Raw genomic sequence first — 20250 nt, 5'->3', positions numbered from 1 at the left:
GATGGCGGCCCCGCGCACAGCGCGAGCCGCGGACATCACCGGACCAGGCGCGGCGCCCGGGAGCGTGACGGGAGAACCGCCCGCATGCTTGAGCCGAACGACCCCAACGAGGGTTCGCAGAACAACACCCCCAGCGACACTCTGCCGCCGCGCCGCAGGCGCCGTGCCGCATCGCGTCCGGCGGGTCCGCCGACCGGCGCCCCCGAGGCCGCGGCCCCGGCCATAGCGGCCGCCCCCGCCGCCGAGGAGGACCCCACGGCCGTCGAGGACGAGGAGACCGAAGAGACGACCGAGGCCGCCGAGGCCCCGGCGCCGGTCGCCGAGCCGGAGCCCGAGACGGCGCCGGCCGCGCGCCCCCGCCGTCGCGCCACCCGCCGCGCCTCCGCACCGGCCGGTGCGCCGCAGGCCGCCGAGGTGACGGAGCCCGTCGCCGAGGCCCCCGCGCCCGCCGCGGCGGAGCAGGAGACCGCCGAGGAGCCCGCCCCGGCCGCGCGCCCGCGCCGCCGTGCGACCCGCCGCGCCTCCGCGCCCGCCGGTGCGCCGCAGGCCGCCCAGGAGGCGGCTGCCGCCGTCGAGGAGGCCCCCGCGCAGGCCGAGCCGGTCGCCGAGGAGGACGCTCCGAAGGGGCGTACGCGTCGCCGTGCCACGCGCACTGCTTCCGCGCCGCAGGCCGTCGAGGAGGCGGCTGCTGCTGTGGAGGAGGCTCCCGCGCAGGCTGAGCCGGTCGCGGTCGCTGAGGAGGATGCTCCGAAGGGCCGTACGCGTCGCCGTGCCACCCGCACTGCTTCCGCGCCGCAGCCCGTCGAGGAGGCTCCCGCGGAGGCCGAGCCGGTCGCCGAGGAGGACGCTCCGAAGGGGCGTACGCGTCGCCGTGCCACGCGCACCGCTTCCGCGCCGCAGGCCGTCGAGGAGACGGCTGCTGCTGTGGAGGAGGCTCCCGCGCAGGCTGAGCCAGTCGCGGTCGCTGAGGAGGATGCTCCGAAGGGCCGTACGCGTCGCCGTGCCACCCGCACTGCTTCCGCGCCGCAGCCCGTCGAGGAGGCTCCCGCGGAGGCCGAGCCGGTCGCCGAGGAGGACGCTCCGAAGGGGCGTACGCGTCGCCGTGCCACGCGCACCGCTTCCGCGCCGCAGGCCGTCGAGGAGACGGCTGCTGTTGCCGAGGAGGCTCCCGCGCAGGCCGAGCCGGTCGCAGAGGAGGACGCCCCGAAGGGCCGTACGCGCCGCCGCGCCACCCGCACCGCTTCCGCGCCCGCCGGAGCACCGCAGGCAGCCGAGAAGGAGGTGGCCGCCAAGCTCGCCGAGCAGCCGGCCGCCGCCGAGAAGGCTCCGGCTCCGGTCGAGGAAGCCGCCGACACCGCCGACGACGACGCGCCCCGTGGGCGCCGCCGCCGCGCCACCCGTAAGACCGCGGCCACCGGATTCTCCGCGCCGTCCGGTCACAAGGCCCGCAGGGCCCAGCGTGCCGAGGAGTCCGGCGAGGACGGCGGGCGCAAGCCCCGCCCGGCCGTCGCCGTCTTCCAGGCGCCGGTGTTCGCCGAGCCGATGTTCCAGACCCCGGAGCGCGCCGCCGCGGCGGCCGCCGCCGAGGCCGCGGAGGAGACCGCCGAGCCCGCCCCCGTGGCGGAGGAGGAGCCGACGCCGCGCCGGCGCCGCCGCCGTCGGGCCGCCGACGAGCAGCCCGCCGTCGAGGAGCGCGAGCCCGCCGCCGAGCAGCCCGCCGACGAGCCCGAGGACGCCGCCGAGCAGGTCGACCAGGCCGACTCCGACGACGACACGGAGGAGTCCGGCGAGCGCCAGGGCCGCCGGCGCCGTCGCGGTGGCCGCCGCCGTCGCCGCGGTGACTCCGCCGACCAGGACATCGAGCAGCACGAGTCCGCGCGCCACGCCCAGGACCCCGACGACTCCCACGACGTCGACGACACCGCCGCCGCCGAGCAGGCGGAGCAGGACGCCGAGGACAGCGCGGAGCAGGAGGCGGAGGACGCCGAGGAGTCGGAGTCCAACGGTTCGGGCTCCAGCAGCAGCCGTCGCCGTCGCCGGCGCCGTCGTCGCGCCGGGGACTCCGCCGAGGGCGAGCCGGCCGACGGTGACCCCGAGCGCACCGTCGTGAAGGTCCGCGAGCCGCGTGAGCGGCGCGCGAAGGACACCGAGCGCGAGCTGGGCACCGGCGCCGACGAGGTCCAGTCCATCAAGGGCTCGACGCGCCTGGAGGCCAAGAAGCAGCGCCGCCGCGAAGGCCGCGAGCAGGGCCGCCGCCGCGTGCCGATCATCACCGAGGCCGAGTTCCTGGCGCGCCGCGAGGCCGTCGAGCGCGTCATGGTCGTCCGCCAGAACGGCGAGCGCACCCAGATCGGCGTCCTCGAGGACAACGTGCTCGTCGAGCACTACGTCAACAAGGAGCAGGCCACCTCGTACGTCGGCAACGTCTACCTGGGCAAGGTCCAGAACGTACTGCCGTCCATGGAGGCCGCGTTCATCGACATCGGCAAGGGCCGCAACGCGGTCCTGTACGCCGGTGAGGTCAACTTCGAGGCGCTCGGCATGGCCAACGGGCCGCGCCGCATCGAGTCCGCCCTGAAGTCCGGCCAGTCGGTCCTCGTGCAGGTCACGAAGGACCCGATCGGCCACAAGGGTGCCCGCCTGACCAGCCAGGTCTCGCTGCCCGGCCGCTACCTGGTCTACGTGCCCGAGGGCTCGATGACCGGCATCAGCCGCAAGCTGCCCGACACCGAGCGCGCGCGCCTGAAGACCATCCTCAAGAAGATCGTCCCCGAGGACGCGGGCGTCATCGTGCGCACCGCAGCCGAGGGCGCGAGCGAGGACGAGCTGCGCCGCGACGTCGAGCGGCTCCAGGGTCAGTGGGAGGAGATCCAGAAGAAGGCGAAGGCGATCTCCACGAGCTCGCCGAGCCTGCTGTACGGCGAGCCGGACATGACCGTCCGCGTCGTCCGCGACATCTTCAACGAGGACTTCTCCAAGGTCATCGTCAGCGGCGACGAGGCGTGGGAGACCATCCACGGCTACGTGTCGCACGTGGCGCCCGACCTGGCGGACCGCCTCTCCCGGTGGACGTCCGAGGTCGACGTCTTCGCGACGTACCGCATCGACGAGCAGCTCGCGAAGGCCCTGGACCGCAAGGTCTGGCTGCCCAGCGGCGGCTCGCTGGTGATCGACAAGACCGAGGCGATGATCGTCGTCGACGTCAACACCGGCAAGTTCACCGGCCAGGGCGGCAACCTCGAAGAGACCGTGACGAGGAACAACCTCGAAGCGGCCGAGGAGATCGTGCGCCAGCTCCGGCTGCGCGACCTGGGCGGCATCGTCGTCATCGACTTCATCGACATGGTCCTGGAGTCCAACCGGGACCTGGTCCTGCGGCGCCTGCTCGAATGCCTCGGGCGGGACCGCACGAAGCACCAGGTCGCCGAGGTCACCTCGCTGGGCCTGGTCCAGATGACCCGCAAGCGCGTCGGCCAGGGCCTCCTGGAGTCCTTCTCCGAGACCTGTGTGCACTGCAACGGCCGCGGCGTCATCGTGCACATGGAGCAGCCGACCTCCGTGGGCGGCGGCGGCAAGCGCAAGAAGCGCGGCCGCGGTGGTGCGGACCAGCAGGACCACGGTCACGAGCACACCCACGAGCACGAGGCCGACGCTCCGGAGAGCGCGGAGACCGAGGCCGAGGTCGCGGCCGAGGTGGCCGTTCCGGTGGCGCTGCCCGAGCCCGAGTTCGTCGCGGACGAGGAGCTGTACAGCAGCGCGGCCGAGGCCGAGGCTGCCGCTTCGCGCGGCCGTTCGCGGCGCCGTGCCACGCGGCGTGCTTCGGCCCCGGCGGGCGCTCCCCGCGCGGAGGCCGCTCCGGAGGAGGAGGCCCCGCAGGCGGACGCCGTGCAGGCCGATGCTCCCAAGGCCGCCAAGAAGTCCGGCAAGCGGGCGGCCAAGGCCGCCGAGCGTGCTGAGCGGGCCGAGCGGGCCGCACAGGCCGAGGCGGCGCGCACGGTGGCGCCGGCCGTCGAGGACCCGATCGTGGGCAGCCCCGAGGCCGTCGAGGCGGCGCAGGAGGCCCACGCGGAGGCCACGGAGGCCCCTGCCGAGGCTCCCGCGGCCGCCGTGGACGACGCCGCGCCGAAGGGACGTACGCGCCGTCGTGCGGTCCGCAAGGCGACGTCGCCCGCCGGTTCGCCGAAGACCGCGGAGGGCGCCGAGCCCGCCGAGGTCGTCGTCGAGGCCCCCAAGGCCGAGGCGCCCAAGGCCGAGCCGGTCGCCGAGCCCGTGGCGGAGCCCGCAGCGGAGGCGCCCGTCGCCGACGCCGCGCCGCCGCGTCCGCGCCGTCGTGCGGTGCGCAGGGCCACCGCGCCGACCACGTCCCCCGAGGCGGCCGTCATGGTCGTCCCGGCGGCGGAGAAGCCCGCTGAGGCGCCTGCGGAGAAGCCTGTGACGGAGGCCGAGGCGGCCCCCGCCGAGGAAGCCGCTCCGGCCAAGAAGACGGCGCGCAAGGCGGCCAAGAAGGCGCCCGCCAAGAAGACGGCGGCCACCAAGACCGCCGCCAAGAAGACCGCGGCCAAGAAGACGGCCGCAAAGAAGACGACGGCCAAGAAGGCGTCGAAGGCGACGGCGAAGAAGGCCGCGGCGGCTGAGCAGACGCCGTCCGGTGTCTCCGCGAGCGCCACCAGCGAGGACTGACCTCTTCGCACCCCGGTGCCCCCCGCACGGCGAGAACGCCGGGCGGGGGGCACCGCTGTGTCAGGGAAACGGCGTCACTCAGCCCGAAAGCGTGAAGTGGGACGGCCGTTCTTGGAGCTCCGGGGGGATACCTGTAAAACTCATGCGGTCTGATGAACGAACAGGGACGTGTGCGCGCTTTTGGGGAGACTGCGCGCCTTCGTCAGGGGAGGGATGACACATGGCGCACGGGCGCCTGCGAGGCACGGGACGGCACCGTGCGGTGAAACCGGTCAAGGGCGGCCGCCAGGCGGTGGCGCTGGCCACGGTCCTGTCGGCGGCGGGGATCCAGGCCGCGGGTTCCGTGGGGACCGCGTCGGCGGACCCGCTGCCCACCTGGACCGAGGGGCCGATCTTCAACGATCCCAAGGGCTCCGTCGACCAGCAGCACGCCATCAGGACCCGGCTGATCGAGCTGACGAACTCCGCCGTGCGCGGCTCGACGATCAAGGTCGCGGTCTACCACGTCTGGGAGGCCCCGGTCGTCGACGCGCTCGTGGCCGCCAAGAGGCGCGGCGTGCGCGTCCAGGTCCTGCTCGACGAGACCAGCAGGAGCGACCGCCCGACGAACACCTCGTACAACACGCTGAAGTCGGCGCTCGGCACGGACAAGACCAAGTCGTCGTTCGTGGCCCTCTGCCCGACCGGGAAGTCCTGCCTGGGCAACCCCCAGTACGGCAAGTCGATCATGCACAACAAGTTCTGGCTGTTCTCGGAGGTCGAGGGCGCCAGGGACGTGGTCGTGCAGACCACGTCGAACTCGACGCCGTCGGCGCACACGAAGTTCTTCAACGACGCGCTGCTGCTGCCGAACAACCCGGCCATGTACGACGCGTACGCGGACTACTTCACCGACATGCTCGGCAAACGCTGGGCCGACTGGGACTACCGCACGGTCAGCAGCGGCCGCTACAAGGCGTACTTCTTCCCGCGCAACGGCACGGTCAACGAGACCGACACCATGTACTCGGTCCTGAACAACGTGAAGTGCACGTACAAGGACTCGGCGGGTGTGACGCAGCACACGAAGGTCCGCGCCGCCATATTCAAGATCACGCGCAAGCAGATCGCCGACAAGCTCGTCTCGCTGAAGAAGGCCGGCTGCTCGGTGAGCATCCTGTACGCGGAGACGGACAGCGCCAAGAGCCAGGGCGGCACCCCCGGCACCTGGGAGCAGCTGCACACGTCGGGCGGCCCCTCCGTGCGCTGCTACAACGACGACCGAGACCCGCTGCACCCCGGCTCCCGCCTCACCACGCCGTACATCATCCACTCGAAGTACCTGCTGATCGACGGCATGTACGACGGCCGGCGGAACAAGGTGTCCTTCACGGGCTCGCAGAACTACACGGCGCCCGCGCTGCGCGAGAACGACGAGGCGATCGTCAAGATAGACGACGACTCGGTGCACGACACCTACCGCTCGCACTTCGACCGCACGCGCGCGGTGGCCTGGCCGGGCAGCGCCGACAAGACGGACCTGTGCAAGGGCGTCAAGCCGCTGCCGCCGGACGGTGAGAAGCCGGTCACGTGAGCGGGGATGCGGGGCCGGTTTGACCCTTCCGGACCGGCCCCGTAACCTTGACCGTCGGCGTGTTCCTATGCACCGCCACCCCCTGTAAACCTTTTTCCTCCCGTTTCGTGGGCACTGTTCCGGGCCGGGAGAGGCCGTCCGCCTGCGGGCGGCTGGACTGCGGGGGCACCGTTCCGAGCGAGAGAGAGATCCGCGTGTACGCCATCGTGCGCAGCGGTGGTCGCCAGCACAAGGTTGCTGTCGACGACATCGTTGAGGTTGACAAGATTTCCACTGCCAAGGTTGGCGACACGGTCGAGCTCTCGACCCTGCTCGTGGTCGACGGCGACGCCGTGACGAGCGACCCGTGGGTCCTCGCCGGCATCAAGGTCCAGGCCGAGGTCGTGGACCACCACAAGGGCGCGAAGATCGACATCCTTCGCTACAAGAACAAGACCGGTTACCGCCGTCGTCAGGGTCACCGTCAGCAGTACACGGCGATCAAGATCACCGGTATCCCCACGGCTGCGAAGTAAGGGACTGAGACAAGATGGCACACAAGAAGGGCGCATCGTCCACTCGGAACGGTCGCGACTCCAATGCTCAGCGGCTCGGCGTGAAGCGCTTCGGCGGTCAGGTCGTCAACGCCGGTGAGATCCTGGTCCGCCAGCGCGGCACGCACTTCCACCCGGGCGCGAGCGTCGGCCGCGGTAAGGACGACACCCTGTTCGCGCTGGCCCCCGGTGCGGTGGAGTTCGGTACCCACCGCGGCCGCAAGGTCGTCAACGTCGTTCCGGTCGCCTGACCCAGGCTCCCGTAGAACACGTTCTTCGCGAGGGCGGACCTCTCTTCCCGGTTTCGGGAAGCAGGTCCGCCTTTCGCGTGTTAGACGTAAGACATTTCCGTACGTTTCTGGAGGCACCCACCATGACCACCTTCGTGGACCGCGTCGAGCTGTACGCCGCCGCGGGTAGCGGAGGCCACGGCTGTGCCTCCGTCCACCGTGAGAAGTTCAAGCCGCTCGGCGGCCCGGACGGCGGCAACGGCGGCCGTGGCGGCGACGTGATCCTGGTCGTCGACCAGGACGTCACGACGCTCCTCGACTACCACCACAGCCCGCACCGCAAGGCCACCAACGGCCAGCCCGGCGCCGGCGACCACCGCTCCGGCAAGGACGGCCAGGACCTGGTCCTGCCCGTCCCGGACGGCACGGTCGTCCTCGACAAGCAGGGCAACGTCCTGGCGGACATGGTCGGCCAGGGCACCACCTTCGTCGCCGGCCAGGGCGGCCGCGGCGGCCTCGGTAACGCGGCGCTGGCCTCCGCCCGCCGCAAGGCCCCCGGCTTCGCGCTGCTCGGCGAGCCCGGCGAGTCCCGGGACGTCGTCCTGGAGCTCAAGACCGTCGCCGACGTCGCCCTCGTGGGATACCCGAGCGCGGGCAAGTCCTCGCTGATCTCCGTGCTGAGCGCCGCGAAGCCGAAGATCGCGGACTACCCGTTCACGACGCTCGTCCCCAACCTCGGCGTGGTGACGGCCGGCTCGACCGTCTACACCGTCGCGGACGTGCCCGGCCTCATCCCCGGCGCCAGCCAGGGCCGCGGCCTCGGCCTGGAGTTCCTGCGCCACGTCGAGCGGTGCAGCGTGCTCGTCCACGTACTGGACACGGCGACCCTGGAGTCCGACCGCGACCCCGTCTCCGACCTCGACGTCATCGAGGCCGAGCTGCGGGAGTACGGCGCGGGCCTGGAGAACCGGCCGCGCATCGTCGTCCTGAACAAGATCGACGTACCGGACGGACAGGACCTCGCCGAGCTGGTCAGGCCCGACCTGGAGGAGCGCGGCTACCGCGTCTTCGAGGTGTCGGCCGTCGCCCACAAGGGCCTCAAGGAGCTCTCCTTCGCCCTGGCCGAGCTGGTCGGTGAGGCGCGTGCCGCGAAGCCGAAGGAGGAGGCGACCCGCATCGTCATCCGTCCCAAGGCCGTCGACGACACCGGCTTCACGGTCACCCGCGAGGAGGTCGGCGGCGAGCCGCTGTACCGCGTGCGCGGCGAGAAGCCGGAGCGCTGGGTGCGCCAGACCGACTTCCAGAACGACGAGGCCGTCGGCTATCTCGCGGACCGCCTCAGCCGCCTCGGCGTCGAGGAGGCCCTGATGAAGGCGGGCGCGCGCAACGGCGACGGCGTCGCCATCGGCCCCGAGGACAACGCGGTCGTCTTCGACTGGGAGCCGACGATGATGGCGGGCGCGGAGATGCTCGGCCGCCGTGGCGAGGACCACCGTCTGGAAGCGCCCCGGCCGGCCGCCCAGCGCCGCAGGGACCGTGACGCGGAGCGGGACGAGGCGCAGAAGGAGTACGACGACTTCAAGCCCTTCTAGCACTTGGGGGCAGGGCGCGTACGACAACGAGAAGGGCCCCGGAGCTGGAAAGCTCCGGGGCCCTTCTCGTTGTCGCTCAGGCGGTCACGCCGTGACCGAGTCCTCCGCGCCGTTCGGCTCGTTCGACTCGTTCGGGTCCTGCTCCGTCTCCTCCGCCGCTTCCTCCGCGACGCGCTGGCCCGGGATGTCCGCGTCGATGCGGGACGACATGCGGGCGCGGCGGGCGTCGGCCTTGGCGCTCAGGGCGAGGGCCGCGGCGTTGAAGCGGACCAGGGAAGGCGGGTCCGAGGGGCCCAGGAGGTGCTCCTTGAGCTCCGCGCGCGCCTCGGCGTGCGGGTCGAGCTCCGGGGCGCGCACGGCCTTCAGGAGGCCCGCCACGCCGTCCGCCTCGGGCGTGAGGATCGTCGCCGCGGACGCCGTCGGGAAGCTCGCGCGGAACTCCGCCTCGGCCATGCCCGCCGTGTTGGCGACGGCGTACGGCTTCTCGCTGCTCAGCCAGTCCGAGACGACCGAGGAGACATCGCTGATCAGCAGGTCGGCCTGGTTGAAGCAGGCGAAGATCGCCGGGCGGGCCGAGGTGATGATCTGGTGCTCCCACTCGGGGAAGGACGCCCAGAACGCGGTCTCCCACGCGGCCGTCGCCGCGGCCACGGCGGCCTGCGCGTCGCCGTCCGGAGCGCCCTGGAGCATCATCCGCTCCTGTTCGTCCGCGCTCTTGCGGAAGCGCCGCGCGGTGAGCCGGTCCAGCTCCTCGGTGCGCCGGGCCAGCTCGGCCGCGGCCTCCGGGCCGGGCCGGGCGCCGGAGCGCTTCGCGTTCGCCGCGAGGATCATCGCCTTGATGCGCTCGTTGGCGGCGCCCGCGCGCGGGTCCTGCGAGCCCGTCATCGGGTGCGGCTTGTAGAGGAGGCGTACGCCCGGGTCCGCGAGGAGCTCACGGACGATGTTCTCGCCGGCCAGGACCACCGAGGTGTTGCCGGGGTTGCCGTCCCAGCCCTCCCAGGTGGGGGCGTACAGAACGGTCGTGTACGGACCGGTGGGCGCGCCGGAGAACGGGCGGATCGGGGACAGCTGCGGACGGCCGACCTCGACCACGTCCTTGTCGTCCACGCCGATGTCCGCGAGCTGGTAGCGGTCGCGGGCCGCGGGTCCCGCCACCCACACCTCGTCGTACGCCTTCGCGTAGGGGTTGCAGGAGGAGAGCTTGTCGCTCTCGCCGTGGTTGATGAAGGCGTGCTTGATCGTGGGGATGCGCAGGACCTGGGAGGTCTTCGCGGCGTTCGCCGGGTGCAGCATCATCTTCAGCGTCGACGTCTCCAGGGAGAACATCGTGGCGACCTTCGGGAAGCAGATGATCGGGACGTCGGTCGCGTCGATCTTCTGCACCATGAACCGCTCGCGCAGCACGATCAGCGGCTTGCCGTCGAGCGCGGCGAGCGTGGAGAGCCACATGTTCGCCTGGTACGCGGACGTGGTGCCGCCGGAGAAGTACATGGCGACGGTCGGCTTGTACTCCGCCAGCCACGCGTCGAGCCACTCGATGACCTTCTGGTCGTTCTTCGCCCGCTTCTTCGGCAGCAGCCAGGTGGCGAGGTAGAGCGCGCCGACGCCGATCAGCGCGATGGAGACGGCGAGCCCGATGCCACCCCAGTACGCGTCGGTGGTGCCCGCGGTGAGCAGCAGACCGACCGTCGTCGGGACGGAGAAGGTCAGCAGGCGGTGGGCCTGGCGGCGGTAGAGGAGCCGCGGCGGCGCCGCGGTCAGGTGCAGGTCCGACGCGTCGATGTTGCGGGTGACGATCGGCAGCGAGCGGGTACGGCGCACGAGCACGGCGACGGCCTGGCAGCCGAAGTGCAGCGCGTAGAAGGAGAGCAGCGCGATGGTCAGCGGCGACTGCTCGGCCAGCGGCTCTATGCCGTCGATGCGCAGCAGCCCGACGAGGATCAGCATGTCGCGCAGGAGCTGGCGCACCGTGACGTCGAAGCGGATCTTGCCAAGGAGGGAGAGGAGGCCCGGCTGCTTGTACTGCAGATAGATGTCGAGCGCGAGATTCGCGGCGGCCGCGGCGATGAACACCGGGACGATGGGGATCAGCGCGGTCGCGAGCTGTGTCGCGAAAAGCGCGAACATCGCGAACAGCGCTGACAGCTGCACGATGCGTCGGGGGGCGAGTCCGGCAGAGGGCACGGGCTTTGGCTCCTGGCGGGGATGAAGGGGGATGAAGGGAAACTGGGGGGAAGTCGACCACTGACCGTATGACGCGCAGTGGCCCCCTAGCAATCTTCCGTGACATCAATCACCGGATAAAGGGGCAAAGAAGACTGAACCCCGAGCCTGTTTTTCGCCTCTGACTCGAATACCCTTCCCCGCGCCACGTAGATTGCAGGTCCGGAGATCGTAGTTCCGGAGCACCGGTTCATCGGGTTGGGGAAGAGCGTGGCAGCGGCAAGGCAGTCAGTGGCAGAGGCCCGGCGGGTCGTCGTCAAGGTCGGGTCGTCGTCCCTGACCACCGCGGCGGGAGGCCTGGACGCCGACCGTGTCGACGCCCTCGTCGACTCGCTGGCGAAGAGCAGGAGCAGCGGCGAGCGCGAGATCGTCCTCGTCTCGTCCGGCGCCATCGCCGCCGGACTCGCCCCGCTGGGGCTGGCCCGGCGCCCCAAGGACCTCGCCCGCCAGCAGGCCGCCGCCAGCGTGGGCCAGGGCCTCCTCGTGGCCCGCTACACGGCGTCCTTCGCGCGCTACGGCGTACGGGTCGGACAGGTGCTCCTCACCTCCGACGACATGGCCCGCAGGGCCCACCACCGCAACGCCTCGCGCACCCTCGACCAGCTGCTCGCGATGGGCGCGCTGCCCGTCGTGAACGAGAACGACACCGTGGCGACCGACGAGATCCGCTTCGGCGACAACGACCGGCTCGCCGCCCTCGTCGCCCACCTCGTCCGCGCCGACCTCCTCGTCCTCCTCTCGGACGTCGACGGCCTCTACGACGGCGACCCCGCGAAGCCGGGCACCTCCCGCCTCGACGAGGTCACAGGACCCGCCGACATGGCGCACGTCGAGATCGGCAGCGCGGGCAAGGCGGGCGTCGGCACCGGCGGCATGGTCACCAAGGTCGAGGCGGCGCGGATCGCCGCGGCCGCCGGCATCCCCGTCGTGCTGACCTCCGCGAGCCAGGCAGGCGACGCCCTCGCGGGCCGCGCCACCGGCACGTACTTCCACCGCACGGGACGCCGCTCCGCCGACCGCCTCCTGTGGCTGCAGCACGCCTCCGAGCCGCGCGGCGCGCTCACCCTCGACGAGGGCGCGGTGCGCGCGGTCGTCGAGGGCCGCAAGTCGCTGCTGCCGGCCGGTATCGCGGCCGTGGAGGGCGACTTCACGGCGGGCGATCCGGTCGAGCTGCGGGACGCCGCGGGCCGGGCGGTGGCGCGCGGCCTGGTGAACTTCGACGCCAAGGAGATCCCGATGCTCATCGGCCGCTCCACCCGGGATCTGGCGCGCGAACTCGGACCTGCGTACGAGCGGGAGGTCGTGCACCGGGACGACCTCGTCCTGCTGCCCGGATAGCTCTCGGAAAGCCCCAGGTCGCGTCGGACGGTCCGTCCCGCCCTCCTCACGTGCCCCGGCCGAAAACCGTCGCGGGCGGCCCCGGCCGACCGGTCCGTGGAAGGTGAAACTCCCCAAAACCGCCCCGCGGGACTGCTTGGCCTGCTCAACTTTGTTGAAGACAGTTCTGCACGACCGTTGCGTATCGGCACCACCATTGCGTAAAGGAGGCCGTCGTGAGACGAGTGCGCCCAGGGGCGGCGTCCCGCGGCTCGGCTGAGCGGACGCTGACGAGCGTCGCCGCGGGGACGGCGTACGAGAGCGAGCAGCACGGCGCGCGGGAGAGCGACGCGAGCCGGAGCCGGGACGGCGAGAGCGCCGAGGCGCCCCGCCTCTGGCACGTCACGCTGAGCGTCTCCGGCGCCGAGGCCCCGCTCGACGAGCTCCGCCGCGGACTCGAGCAGCTCGCCCACGACCACCCCTTTCTGCTCACCAGCAGGTACGCGCCGGACCACGCCGAGATCCGCTACTGGGAAGAGGCCCGCGATCTGCACGACGCGGCCGCCGTCGCGCTGCGGCTGTGGGGCGAGCACCGGCAGAGCGCACAGCTGCCGCAGTGGGAGATCGTGGGGCTCGAAGTGATCGACCGCGACACGTATCACCAACGGATCGCGGAGGGTTACGGACCGTTACCGGCCACGCCCGTCGGCGTGCACCCCTTTTGAGCCGTCGTTCCACGGGGGCAGCGCGCCGCCGCCGGTCTCGGGGACTGGAACAGCGGGTGGATTCGCCGCGCGCGGGGATTACCCTGCGGTCATGACGTCGCTCTCTCCCGTCTCGCCCTACGACAACCTCTCGCCGGTCGCCCAGGCCGCCTACCGCGCCCGCGGCGCGGCCGCCACGCTCGCCCCGCTGCCGCGCTCCGCCAAGGACGACGCGCTGCTCGCGATCGCCGACGCCCTCGAAGTGCGGACCGCCGAGATCGTCGAGGCCAACGGCAAGGACACCGAGCGCGCCCGCGAGGCCGGGACCAGCGAGTCCATCGTCGACCGCCTCACCCTCACCCCGGAGCGGGTCCGCGCCATCGCCGCCGACGTGCGCGACGTGGCCGCCCTGCCCGACCCGGTCGGCGAGGTCGTCCGCGGCTCCACCCTGCCCAACGGCATCGACCTGCGCCAGGTCCGCGTCCCCCTCGGCGTCGTCGGGATCATCTACGAAGCCCGCCCGAACGTCACCGTGGACGCGGCGGCCCTCTGCCTGAAGTCCGGCAACGCCGTACTGCTCCGCGGCTCGTCATCGGCGTACGCCTCCAACACCGCCCTTGTGCGCGTCCTGCGCGACGCCGTGCACGGCGCGGGACTGCCCGCCGACGCCGTCCAGCTCGTCCCGGGCGAGAACCGCGACTCCGTGCGCGAGCTGATGTGCGCCCGCGGCCTCGTCGACGTGCTCATCCCGCGCGGCGGCGCCGCACTGATCAAGACGGTCGTCGAGGAGTCCACGGTCCCCGTCATCGAGACCGGCACCGGCAACTGCCACGTCTACGTGGACGCCGCCGCCGACATCGACATGGCCGTCGACATCCTCATCAACTCCAAGGCCCAGCGCCCCAGCGTCTGCAACGCCGCCGAGACGCTGCTCGTGCACCGCGACATCGCCGACGCGTTCCTGCCCCGCGCCCTCGACGCCCTCGCGGAGGCCGGCGTGACCGTGCACGCCGACGAGCGCGCCCTCACCTACGCGGCGGGCTCCAAGGCCACCGTCGTGCCCGCGACCACCGAGGACTGGGAGACCGAGTACCTCTCGTACGACATCGCGGCCGCCGTCGTCGACACGCTGGAGCAGGCCGTCGAGCACATCCGGCTGTGGACCTCCGGGCACACCGAGGCCATCGTCACCACCTCGCAGCAGGCCGCGCGCCGCTTCACCCAGCTCGTCGACTCCACGACGGTCGCCGTGAACGCGTCGACGCGCTTCACCGACGGCGGCCAGTTCGGCTTCGGCGCCGAGATCGGCATCTCCACGCAGAAGCTGCACGCGCGCGGCCCGATGGGCCTGCCCGAGCTGACCTCGACCAAGTACATCGTGACGGGCGACGGCCACATCCGCTGAATTCCCTTACCGGCTGCCCAAATTGCCCTTTCCGGGGCTACGCTGGAGGGGTGCCGGAGGACGTGGGGGGCACGCCGTCGTTCCCTGACGGCTGGGAGCCCGACGACGACCGCGACCGCGGGGGTGCGGACGAAGAGTTCGCCTCCGTGGTCTTCGACGAGGACTTCGTGCGGGCCGCGGAGATACACGAACCGACCGCCGTGGAGCGGCTGTTGGCGGCCGCCCAGGCGCGCGCCGAGGCCTCCGAGGCCGAGGCCCGCAGGGCCCGCACCCGGGGCCGCGCCCACGACGCGGCGGACGACGAGTTTCCGGACGACGGCTTCGGCCCCGACGACGGCAGCGACTTCGGCCGCGACGACGACTTCGACGACGCCTACGAACGCGACGCCCTCGGCGAGCGGTACGGCCGCCCGGGCCGCCACCCCGGCCAGGTCCGCTGGCACCGCCCCATCGCCTGGATGCTCGCCCTCCTGATGGGCGTCGGCATGGTCGCCCTCGCCTTCACCGCCGTCTACCGCGGAGCGTCGTCCGGCCGCCAGGACCAGGTGCCCGCGCCCGCCTCCACCGAGGTCGGACAGAGCGCCGAGAAAGGCGCGTCGCCCAGCCCCTCCGTCTCGGCCGAGTTCAGCCGGTCGGCGGCGCCCGCGGTCCCGCGCACCCCTTGAAGAGTTGACCGAACTTGTCGTGTACCAGGGCGTTTACCTGGGGTCCCGGAGACCTACTCTGAAGGTATGGGCGGGCCAGGAGACCCACCCGCAGGGACACCCGAGGGCGCTCCCGGCGGTGGCGACGACGAGTACCGGTCGGTTGTCTTCGACGAATCCTTCGTGCGGGCTGCCCGCCTCCAGGAGTTCTCCGCACAGGAGCGCCTGGGCGACCACACGCGCGCCGTGCGCCGCCGCCCCGGACCCCACCGGTCCCTCTCCCGCCAGCTCGTGGTCCTCGCCGTACTGATCGCGGTCGCCTTCGGCACGGCGATCTACATGGGCGTACGACACCCGAACCAGCCCTCGGCGGCCAAGCGCCCCGAGCCGCTGCGCATGACGGTGATTCCGCTCGCCCCGGCCGGCCGCGTGCCCGGCTCGACGAGCGTCGCCGACCTGTACGCGCGCAGCCCGGCCGCACAGCTCCGGACGGGCGCCGCCGGCATCAACCTGCCCGCCGTGCGCCGCACTTCACACTTCTCGGACAGCCAGGTGATGGCCGCGCTGGTCACCGCCAAGGACTACCTCGTCACGTCCTCGCTCGCCCCGGCCGTCCTCACCGGCGGCTCCGCGCGCTCCGTGCGGATCCTGCTCGACCCCCACCAACTGGCCCAGTTCGACCGGAGCTTCGCCCACCCGGCGGCCGACGGGCGGCACGCGGCCACCGGCTGGCTCGTGCGGTTCGACCCGGCGAGGACCGCGCTCGCCGACGAGCGGGTCAGGACCGAGGGCACGCTGCGCGTCGAGGAGGCCGGCAAGAACGCCCTCGAGGTGACCTCGGACCACACGTTCGTGTACGCGCTGCGGCCCGTCGGCAAAGCCGCCGACGGAGGCCGGGCCGAGGCGTCCCTGTTCACCGTCCGCCGCGAGCTGCGTTTCCGCTTCGACCGCGACGACCTGCGGATGCACCGGGCCGAGCTGGTCACCTCCGTCACCCAGGCAGGGCCCCTCGCGTGCGGCGGCGAGTCGGCGAACCACCTGCGGCCGCTGCTCGCCGGGCAGAAGGCGAAGGCGGCGGGGCCCGCGGGCACCGATCCGTACGCGACGGGGGGCGCGACGGCGCTCTGCGGATCGCTGGCGGCCTCGGCCCAGCCCTCGCTCTCCCCGTCGTGACCTTGGCTGTTACGGCTGCTTGTCGTCGCCCGGGGAGCCGGTGCCGGAGCCGCCGCTCTGTCCACCCTGTCCGCTCTGGCCGGTGAACTTCCCGCGCAGCTTGCCGCCCAGGTCGCCCGCGCCGCCCGCGATGTCGTTGACCAGCTTCATCAGCGGGTCCTTGCTGTTGCGCACGTCGTCGGCGTAGGCGGAGGCCGACTGGCGGAACGAGTCGGAGACCGAGGTGTCCCTGTCCTCGTCGCGGCGGGGGTAGTGGCCGTCCATGATCCGCTGGTAGTCGCGGGATTCGGCCCACTTCTTCAGCTCGGCGGCGCGGACCGTGGCGAAGGGGTGCGTGCGCGGCAGGACGTTCAGGATCTTCAGGACGGAGTCGCGCAGGTCGCCCCCGGCCTCGTACTCCTCGGCCTGCTCCAGGAACGCGTCCACGTTCATCTCGTGCAGGTGGTTGCCACCCGCGAGCTTCATCAGGCCGCGCATCGACGCCTTCAGGTCCTGGCCGACCAGCAGGCCCGCACGGTCCGCCGACAGCTCGGACTTGCGGAACCACTCGCGCAGCGCCGTCACGATCGCCATGATCGCGACATTGCCGAGCGGGATCCACGCGACCTTCAGCGCGAGGTTGGTGAGGAACAGCAGGATCGTGCGGTAGACCGAGTGGCCGGAGAGGGCGTGGCCCACCTCGTGGCCGACGACCGCCCGCATCTCCTCCTCGTCGAGCAGCTCGACGAGGCCCGTCGTCACGACGATGATCGGCTCGTCCAGGCCGATGCACATCGCGTTCGGATTCGGGTCCTGGTTCACGTACATCGGCGGGACCTTCTCCAGGTCCAGGATGTAACAGGCGTCCCGCAGCATGGTGTTGAGGTGCGCGAACTGCGCGTCGGACACGCGCACGGAGTCCGAGAGGAACAGGAGCCTGAGGCTCCGCTCGGGCAGCAGGCCGCTGAGCGCCTTGAAGACCGTGTCGAAGCCGGTCAGCTTGCGCAGGGCCACCAGGGCCGAGCGGTCCGCCGGGTGCTCGTAGGCCCGCGACGAGATGCCGGGAAAGCGCCTGCGCTGCCGGCTCGGCACCCGCTCGTGGCCCTCGCCGCCCCCGCCGTGGTGGTTGTCGTCGGTCATGCCGCATCCCCCATGTCTCGTCCTCACGTGCCCCCGAGGTGGGGTCCAGCCTAGGCGGAGATACCGTGACAGGGCAGCACACAGAAGGAGTCTTCCGTCATGGAGCACAGTCAGCACACGCCCGGGGTCGCCTGGCTCACGGAGGCGGCCAAGGCCGCGGAGCAGCAGGGGCCGGGCAATCTGCTGCGGATCGTGCTGATCGTCATGGTCGTCGGATGCGTACTGGTCGGCTGGTTCCTGTTGCGCGGATACCGCCAGGGCGCGGAACGTACCCCTCCAGAGAGCACCGAAGAAAGCACCGAAGAAAGCACCAGAGGTACGACCGACAAGGGCGCCGACGACCGCAACGGCTGAGTCGGCGTGAGCCGGAGCGAGGCCCCCGCTTACGATGGGCCGGAAATCTTTATGTCCATCCCACCTCCGGATAGGTCCTGCCTGAGATGAGCCTCCACAGCAACGCCGCCCAGCTGGTCACTCTCGCCTCCGAGGGCGGCGAGCACGGCGGCAACCACGAAAGCCTCAGCCCTCTCCTCACCGGTGGCGGCGCCTTCGTCGCCCTCATGCTCCTCCTGTGGATCACCACCCTCTTCAACCGGGACCGCTAGGACAGGGCCCAGGACCGGAGCAGGGCCCCTCGACCGGGCCGGTAGGGTCTGCACGCATGGGAGAGCAGGACATGCCTACCGGTCCGGTGAGCAACGGCAAGCGCCGCCTGGGCGTCATGGGCGGAACGTTTGATCCGATCCACCACGGACACCTCGTGGCGGCCAGTGAGGTCGCCGCGCAGTTCCACCTCGACGAGGTGGTGTTCGTGCCGACCGGCCAGCCGTGGCAGAAGAGCGACAAGCAGGTGTCACCTGCCGAGGACCGCTATCTGATGACGGTCATCGCGACCGCGGAGAACCCGCAGTTCTCGGTCAGCCGCATCGACATCGACCGCGGCGGAGCGACGTACACCACGGACACGCTGCGCGATCTGCGTGCCCTCAACCCCGACACGGACCTCTTCTTCATCACGGGCGCCGACGCTCTCGGCCAGATCCTCACCTGGCGGGACACGGAAGAGCTGTTCTCCCTCGCGCACTTCATCGGGGTCACCCGGCCCGGCCACACGCTGGCCGACCCCGGGCTGCCCAAGGGCGGTGTCTCCCTGGTGGAGGTGCCGGCCCTGGCCATCTCGTCCACGGACTGCCGCGCCCGGGTCGCCAAGGGAGACCCGGTCTGGTATCTGGTGCCCGACGGTGTGGTGCGTTATATCGACAAGCGTGAGCTGTACCGCGGCGAATGAGCCGAGAGGGGCACCGGTGAACGACCGACAGTACGACCCTTATGCGGGCAGCGATCCGTATGCGGGCGAGTACGCGGGTGAGTACACGGCCGACCAGTACCAGGTCGTCGGGTACGACGAGTACGGGCAGCCGGTGTACCAGCTGGTGCAGCAGCAGCAGCCCGCCCAGCCGCAGGTGCCTCAGCAGTACCAGGGGTACGGGTACGACCCGTATGCCGGTGGGCAGCAGCAGGGGTACGGCGCGCAGGGGTACGAGGCGCAGGGATACGACGCTCAGGGCGCCGCCGCGACTTCGTACGACACCGCCTGGGTCCCTCAGCAGCAGCAACCGCAGCCTGAGCAGCGCCCCCGGCCCCGTGTGGCGGAACCCGTACCGGGGCCGCGCGCGCCGGAGCCCGAGCCGGGCACGCCGCAGCCCGAGTACAAGACCGAGCAGTTCTCCTTCATCGAGGAGCCGGACGAGGACTCCGAAGACGTCATCGACTGGCTGAAGTTCACCGAGAGCCGCACCGAGCGGCGCGAGGAGGCCAAGCGGCGCGGCCGCTCCCGGGTCGTCGCGCTCGTCGTGGCCCTCGCGCTGGTGATCGCGGGCGGCGTCGGCTACCTGTGGTACGCGGACATGCTGCCGGGCCGGTCGGGCGGCGAGGACGGCGCGGCCGCGGCCGCGGGACCGCAGAAGCGCGACGTGATCGTCCTGCACCTGCACAACACCAAGAGCAAGAACACCTCCACCGCGCTCCTCGTGAACAACACCACGACCAAGCAGGGCGCCACCGTCCTGCTGCCCAACTCGCTCGCCGTGACGGACGACAACGGCACGGCGACGACGCTCGGCAAGTCCGTCGACGACGACGGCTCGACCGGCACCCGCGAGTCGATCGACACGGTGCTCGGCACCGAGGTCGAGGGCACCTGGCGCCTTGACACGCCGTACCTGGAGAACCTCGTCGAGCTCGTCGGCAACATCGACATCGACACCGACACCGATGTGCCCGACCCCGAGGCGAAGAAGGGCGAGGCGCCCCTCGTGAAGAAGGGCGAGCAGCAGACGCTGAGCGGGCCGATGGCCGTCGCGTACGCCACCTACCGCGCGTCCGGCGAGACGGAGACCGACCAGCTGAACCGCTTCGGCGCGGTCATGCAGGGCATCCTGCGCAAGCTCTCCTCGGACCCGCAGGCGGCGACGACCACCGTGCAGTCCCTCGCGCAGATCCTCGACCCCTCGCTGGAGGACAAGGACCTCGGCGCCTTCCTCGCCAAGCTCGCCGACCGTGCCAAGGGCGGCGACTACAAGACGTCGCTGCTGCCGGTTCGGGCGGACGGCACGCTGTCCGAGCAGGCCGGCGACACCGTGGTCAAGGACGTGCTCGGCGGCGCGGTGCGGAGCCCGGAGAAGGGCGCGGCCGTGCGGGTCGGCGTGCAGAACGCCTCGGGGAAGAAGGCCGCGGGGCAGGACGCCCGGGTCTCCCTGGTCAACGGCGGCTACACCTTCATCGACGGCGGCACGGGCGCCGCGGCCCGGCCCACCTCGCAGGTCACCTACGCCGACGCGGGCAAGAAGGCGCAGGCCACCGAGGTCGCCAAGACCCTCGGCCTGCCCGCGAGCGCGGTCCGCAAGGGCAAGACGGCGTCCAACGCCGACGTCTCCGTAGTGCTCGGACAGGACTACCGGACCGGCTAGGAAGCGGCTGGACAGACAGCGCTGACCGGCTGGACAGGCAGCGCCCCGAGGCGGTGACGTAATCGTCTGGGGCGCTGTCGGCGGTCCG

The 20250-nt window shown here is 71.8% G+C and carries 16 protein-coding genes; 14 read left to right on the top strand and 2 right to left on the bottom strand.

Features of this window, described 5'->3' with window-relative positions; genetic code table 11:
- The first annotated feature begins 84 nt into the window (after positions 1-84).
- The 5 genes from ACI2L3_RS02180 (at position 85) to obgE (ending at position 8608) form a co-directional block, all read left to right on the top strand.
- Entirely contained in the window at positions 85-4680 is a 4596-nt protein-coding gene (locus ACI2L3_RS02180) for a ribonuclease E/G (protein ID WP_404750375.1), read from the top strand.
- A 220-nt stretch (positions 4681-4900) separates the two neighbouring features.
- On the top strand, positions 4901-6253 hold the full coding sequence (locus ACI2L3_RS02175) for a phospholipase D-like domain-containing protein (RefSeq protein ID WP_404750374.1): 1353 nt from the start codon (positions 4901-4903) through the stop codon (positions 6251-6253).
- A gap of 194 nt (positions 6254-6447) precedes the next feature.
- Positions 6448-6768, top strand: coding sequence for a 50S ribosomal protein L21 (gene rplU, locus ACI2L3_RS02170; RefSeq protein WP_055566950.1), 321 nt, complete (start codon positions 6448-6450; stop codon positions 6766-6768).
- Between the two features lie 14 nt (positions 6769-6782).
- Positions 6783-7037, top strand: a complete 255-nt coding sequence (gene rpmA, locus ACI2L3_RS02165; protein ID WP_362995775.1) for a 50S ribosomal protein L27 — start codon at positions 6783-6785, stop codon at positions 7035-7037.
- 122 nt (positions 7038-7159) lie between these two features.
- Positions 7160-8608, top strand: a complete 1449-nt coding sequence (gene obgE, locus ACI2L3_RS02160; protein ID WP_404750373.1) for a GTPase ObgE — start codon at positions 7160-7162, stop codon at positions 8606-8608.
- A gap of 84 nt (positions 8609-8692) precedes the next feature.
- Here obgE and ACI2L3_RS02155 read toward each other — a convergent pair whose 3' ends face one another.
- A complete protein-coding gene (locus tag ACI2L3_RS02155) occupies positions 8693-10792 on the bottom strand; it encodes a hypothetical protein (RefSeq protein ID WP_404750372.1) in 2100 nt (699 codons plus the stop codon).
- Positions 10793-11062: 270 nt separating this feature from the next.
- Here ACI2L3_RS02155 and proB point away from each other — a divergent pair, with 270 nt between their 5' ends.
- From proB to ACI2L3_RS02130, 5 genes are all read left to right on the top strand, one after another.
- On the top strand, positions 11063-12169 hold the full coding sequence (gene proB / locus ACI2L3_RS02150; protein WP_404750371.1) for a glutamate 5-kinase: 1107 nt from the start codon (positions 11063-11065) through the stop codon (positions 12167-12169).
- Positions 12170-12393: 224 nt separating this feature from the next.
- Positions 12394-12873, top strand: a complete 480-nt coding sequence (locus ACI2L3_RS02145) for a hypothetical protein (protein WP_404750694.1) — start codon at positions 12394-12396, stop codon at positions 12871-12873.
- A 91-nt stretch (positions 12874-12964) separates the two neighbouring features.
- Entirely contained in the window at positions 12965-14257 is a 1293-nt protein-coding gene (locus ACI2L3_RS02140) for a glutamate-5-semialdehyde dehydrogenase (protein WP_404750370.1), read from the top strand.
- Between the two features lie 50 nt (positions 14258-14307).
- Positions 14308-14922: a hypothetical protein gene (locus ACI2L3_RS02135; protein ID WP_404750369.1), complete on the top strand. Its 615-nt coding sequence runs from the start codon at positions 14308-14310 to the stop codon at positions 14920-14922.
- Positions 14923-14988: 66 nt separating this feature from the next.
- A complete protein-coding gene (locus ACI2L3_RS02130; RefSeq protein WP_404750368.1) occupies positions 14989-16074 on the top strand; it encodes a hypothetical protein in 1086 nt (361 codons plus the stop codon).
- 9 nt (positions 16075-16083) lie between these two features.
- Here the strand turns inward: ACI2L3_RS02130 and ACI2L3_RS02125 are convergent, their stop codons facing one another.
- A complete protein-coding gene (locus tag ACI2L3_RS02125) occupies positions 16084-17193 on the bottom strand; it encodes a M48 family metallopeptidase (RefSeq protein WP_404750367.1) in 1110 nt (369 codons plus the stop codon).
- Positions 17194-17292: 99 nt separating this feature from the next.
- Between ACI2L3_RS02125 and ACI2L3_RS02120 the strand changes: the two genes are divergently transcribed.
- The 4 genes from ACI2L3_RS02120 (at position 17293) to ACI2L3_RS02105 (ending at position 20162) form a co-directional block, all read left to right on the top strand.
- Complete coding sequence (locus ACI2L3_RS02120) at positions 17293-17547, top strand: hypothetical protein (protein WP_404750716.1); 255 nt, start codon at positions 17293-17295, stop codon at positions 17545-17547.
- An 86-nt stretch (positions 17548-17633) separates the two neighbouring features.
- A complete protein-coding gene (locus tag ACI2L3_RS02115) occupies positions 17634-17798 on the top strand; it encodes a hypothetical protein (RefSeq protein WP_404750366.1) in 165 nt (54 codons plus the stop codon).
- A 56-nt stretch (positions 17799-17854) separates the two neighbouring features.
- Positions 17855-18481 carry a nicotinate-nucleotide adenylyltransferase gene (gene nadD / locus ACI2L3_RS02110; protein WP_356262450.1) on the top strand — a complete coding sequence of 209 codons (627 nt, stop codon included), beginning with the start codon at positions 17855-17857 and terminating at the stop codon, positions 18479-18481.
- Positions 18482-18497: 16 nt separating this feature from the next.
- A complete protein-coding gene (locus ACI2L3_RS02105) occupies positions 18498-20162 on the top strand; it encodes an LCP family protein (RefSeq protein ID WP_404750365.1) in 1665 nt (554 codons plus the stop codon).
- Positions 20163-20250 lie beyond the last annotated feature (88 nt).

It is taken from the genome of Streptomyces sp. NPDC029674, from assembly GCF_044903205.1.
In the GTDB taxonomy this organism is placed as follows: Bacteria; Actinomycetota; Actinomycetes; order Streptomycetales; family Streptomycetaceae; genus Streptomyces.
This window is presented reverse-complemented; position numbering and strand designations above follow the sequence as displayed.

Bases quoted from the DNA above. Each gene is read 5' to 3' on its own strand.
- obgE (WP_404750373.1), top strand. From the start codon at position 7,160: ATGACCACCTTCGTGGACCGCGTCGAGCTGTACGCCGCCGCGGGTAGC.
- rpmA (WP_362995775.1), top strand. From the start codon at position 6,783: ATGGCACACAAGAAGGGCGCATCGTCCACTCGGAACGGTCGCGACTCC.
- ACI2L3_RS02125 (WP_404750367.1), bottom strand. From the start codon at position 17,193: ATGACCGACGACAACCACCACGGCGGGGGCGGCGAGGGCCACGAGCGG.
- ACI2L3_RS02120 (WP_404750716.1), top strand. From the start codon at position 17,293: ATGGAGCACAGTCAGCACACGCCCGGGGTCGCCTGGCTCACGGAGGCG.
- ACI2L3_RS02175 (WP_404750374.1), top strand. From the start codon at position 4,901: ATGGCGCACGGGCGCCTGCGAGGCACGGGACGGCACCGTGCGGTGAAA.
- nadD (WP_356262450.1), top strand. From the start codon at position 17,855: ATGGGAGAGCAGGACATGCCTACCGGTCCGGTGAGCAACGGCAAGCGC.
- ACI2L3_RS02140 (WP_404750370.1), top strand. From the start codon at position 12,965: ATGACGTCGCTCTCTCCCGTCTCGCCCTACGACAACCTCTCGCCGGTC.
- ACI2L3_RS02130 (WP_404750368.1), top strand. From the start codon at position 14,989: ATGGGCGGGCCAGGAGACCCACCCGCAGGGACACCCGAGGGCGCTCCC.
- ACI2L3_RS02180 (WP_404750375.1), top strand. From the start codon at position 85: ATGCTTGAGCCGAACGACCCCAACGAGGGTTCGCAGAACAACACCCCC.
- ACI2L3_RS02115 (WP_404750366.1), top strand. From the start codon at position 17,634: ATGAGCCTCCACAGCAACGCCGCCCAGCTGGTCACTCTCGCCTCCGAG.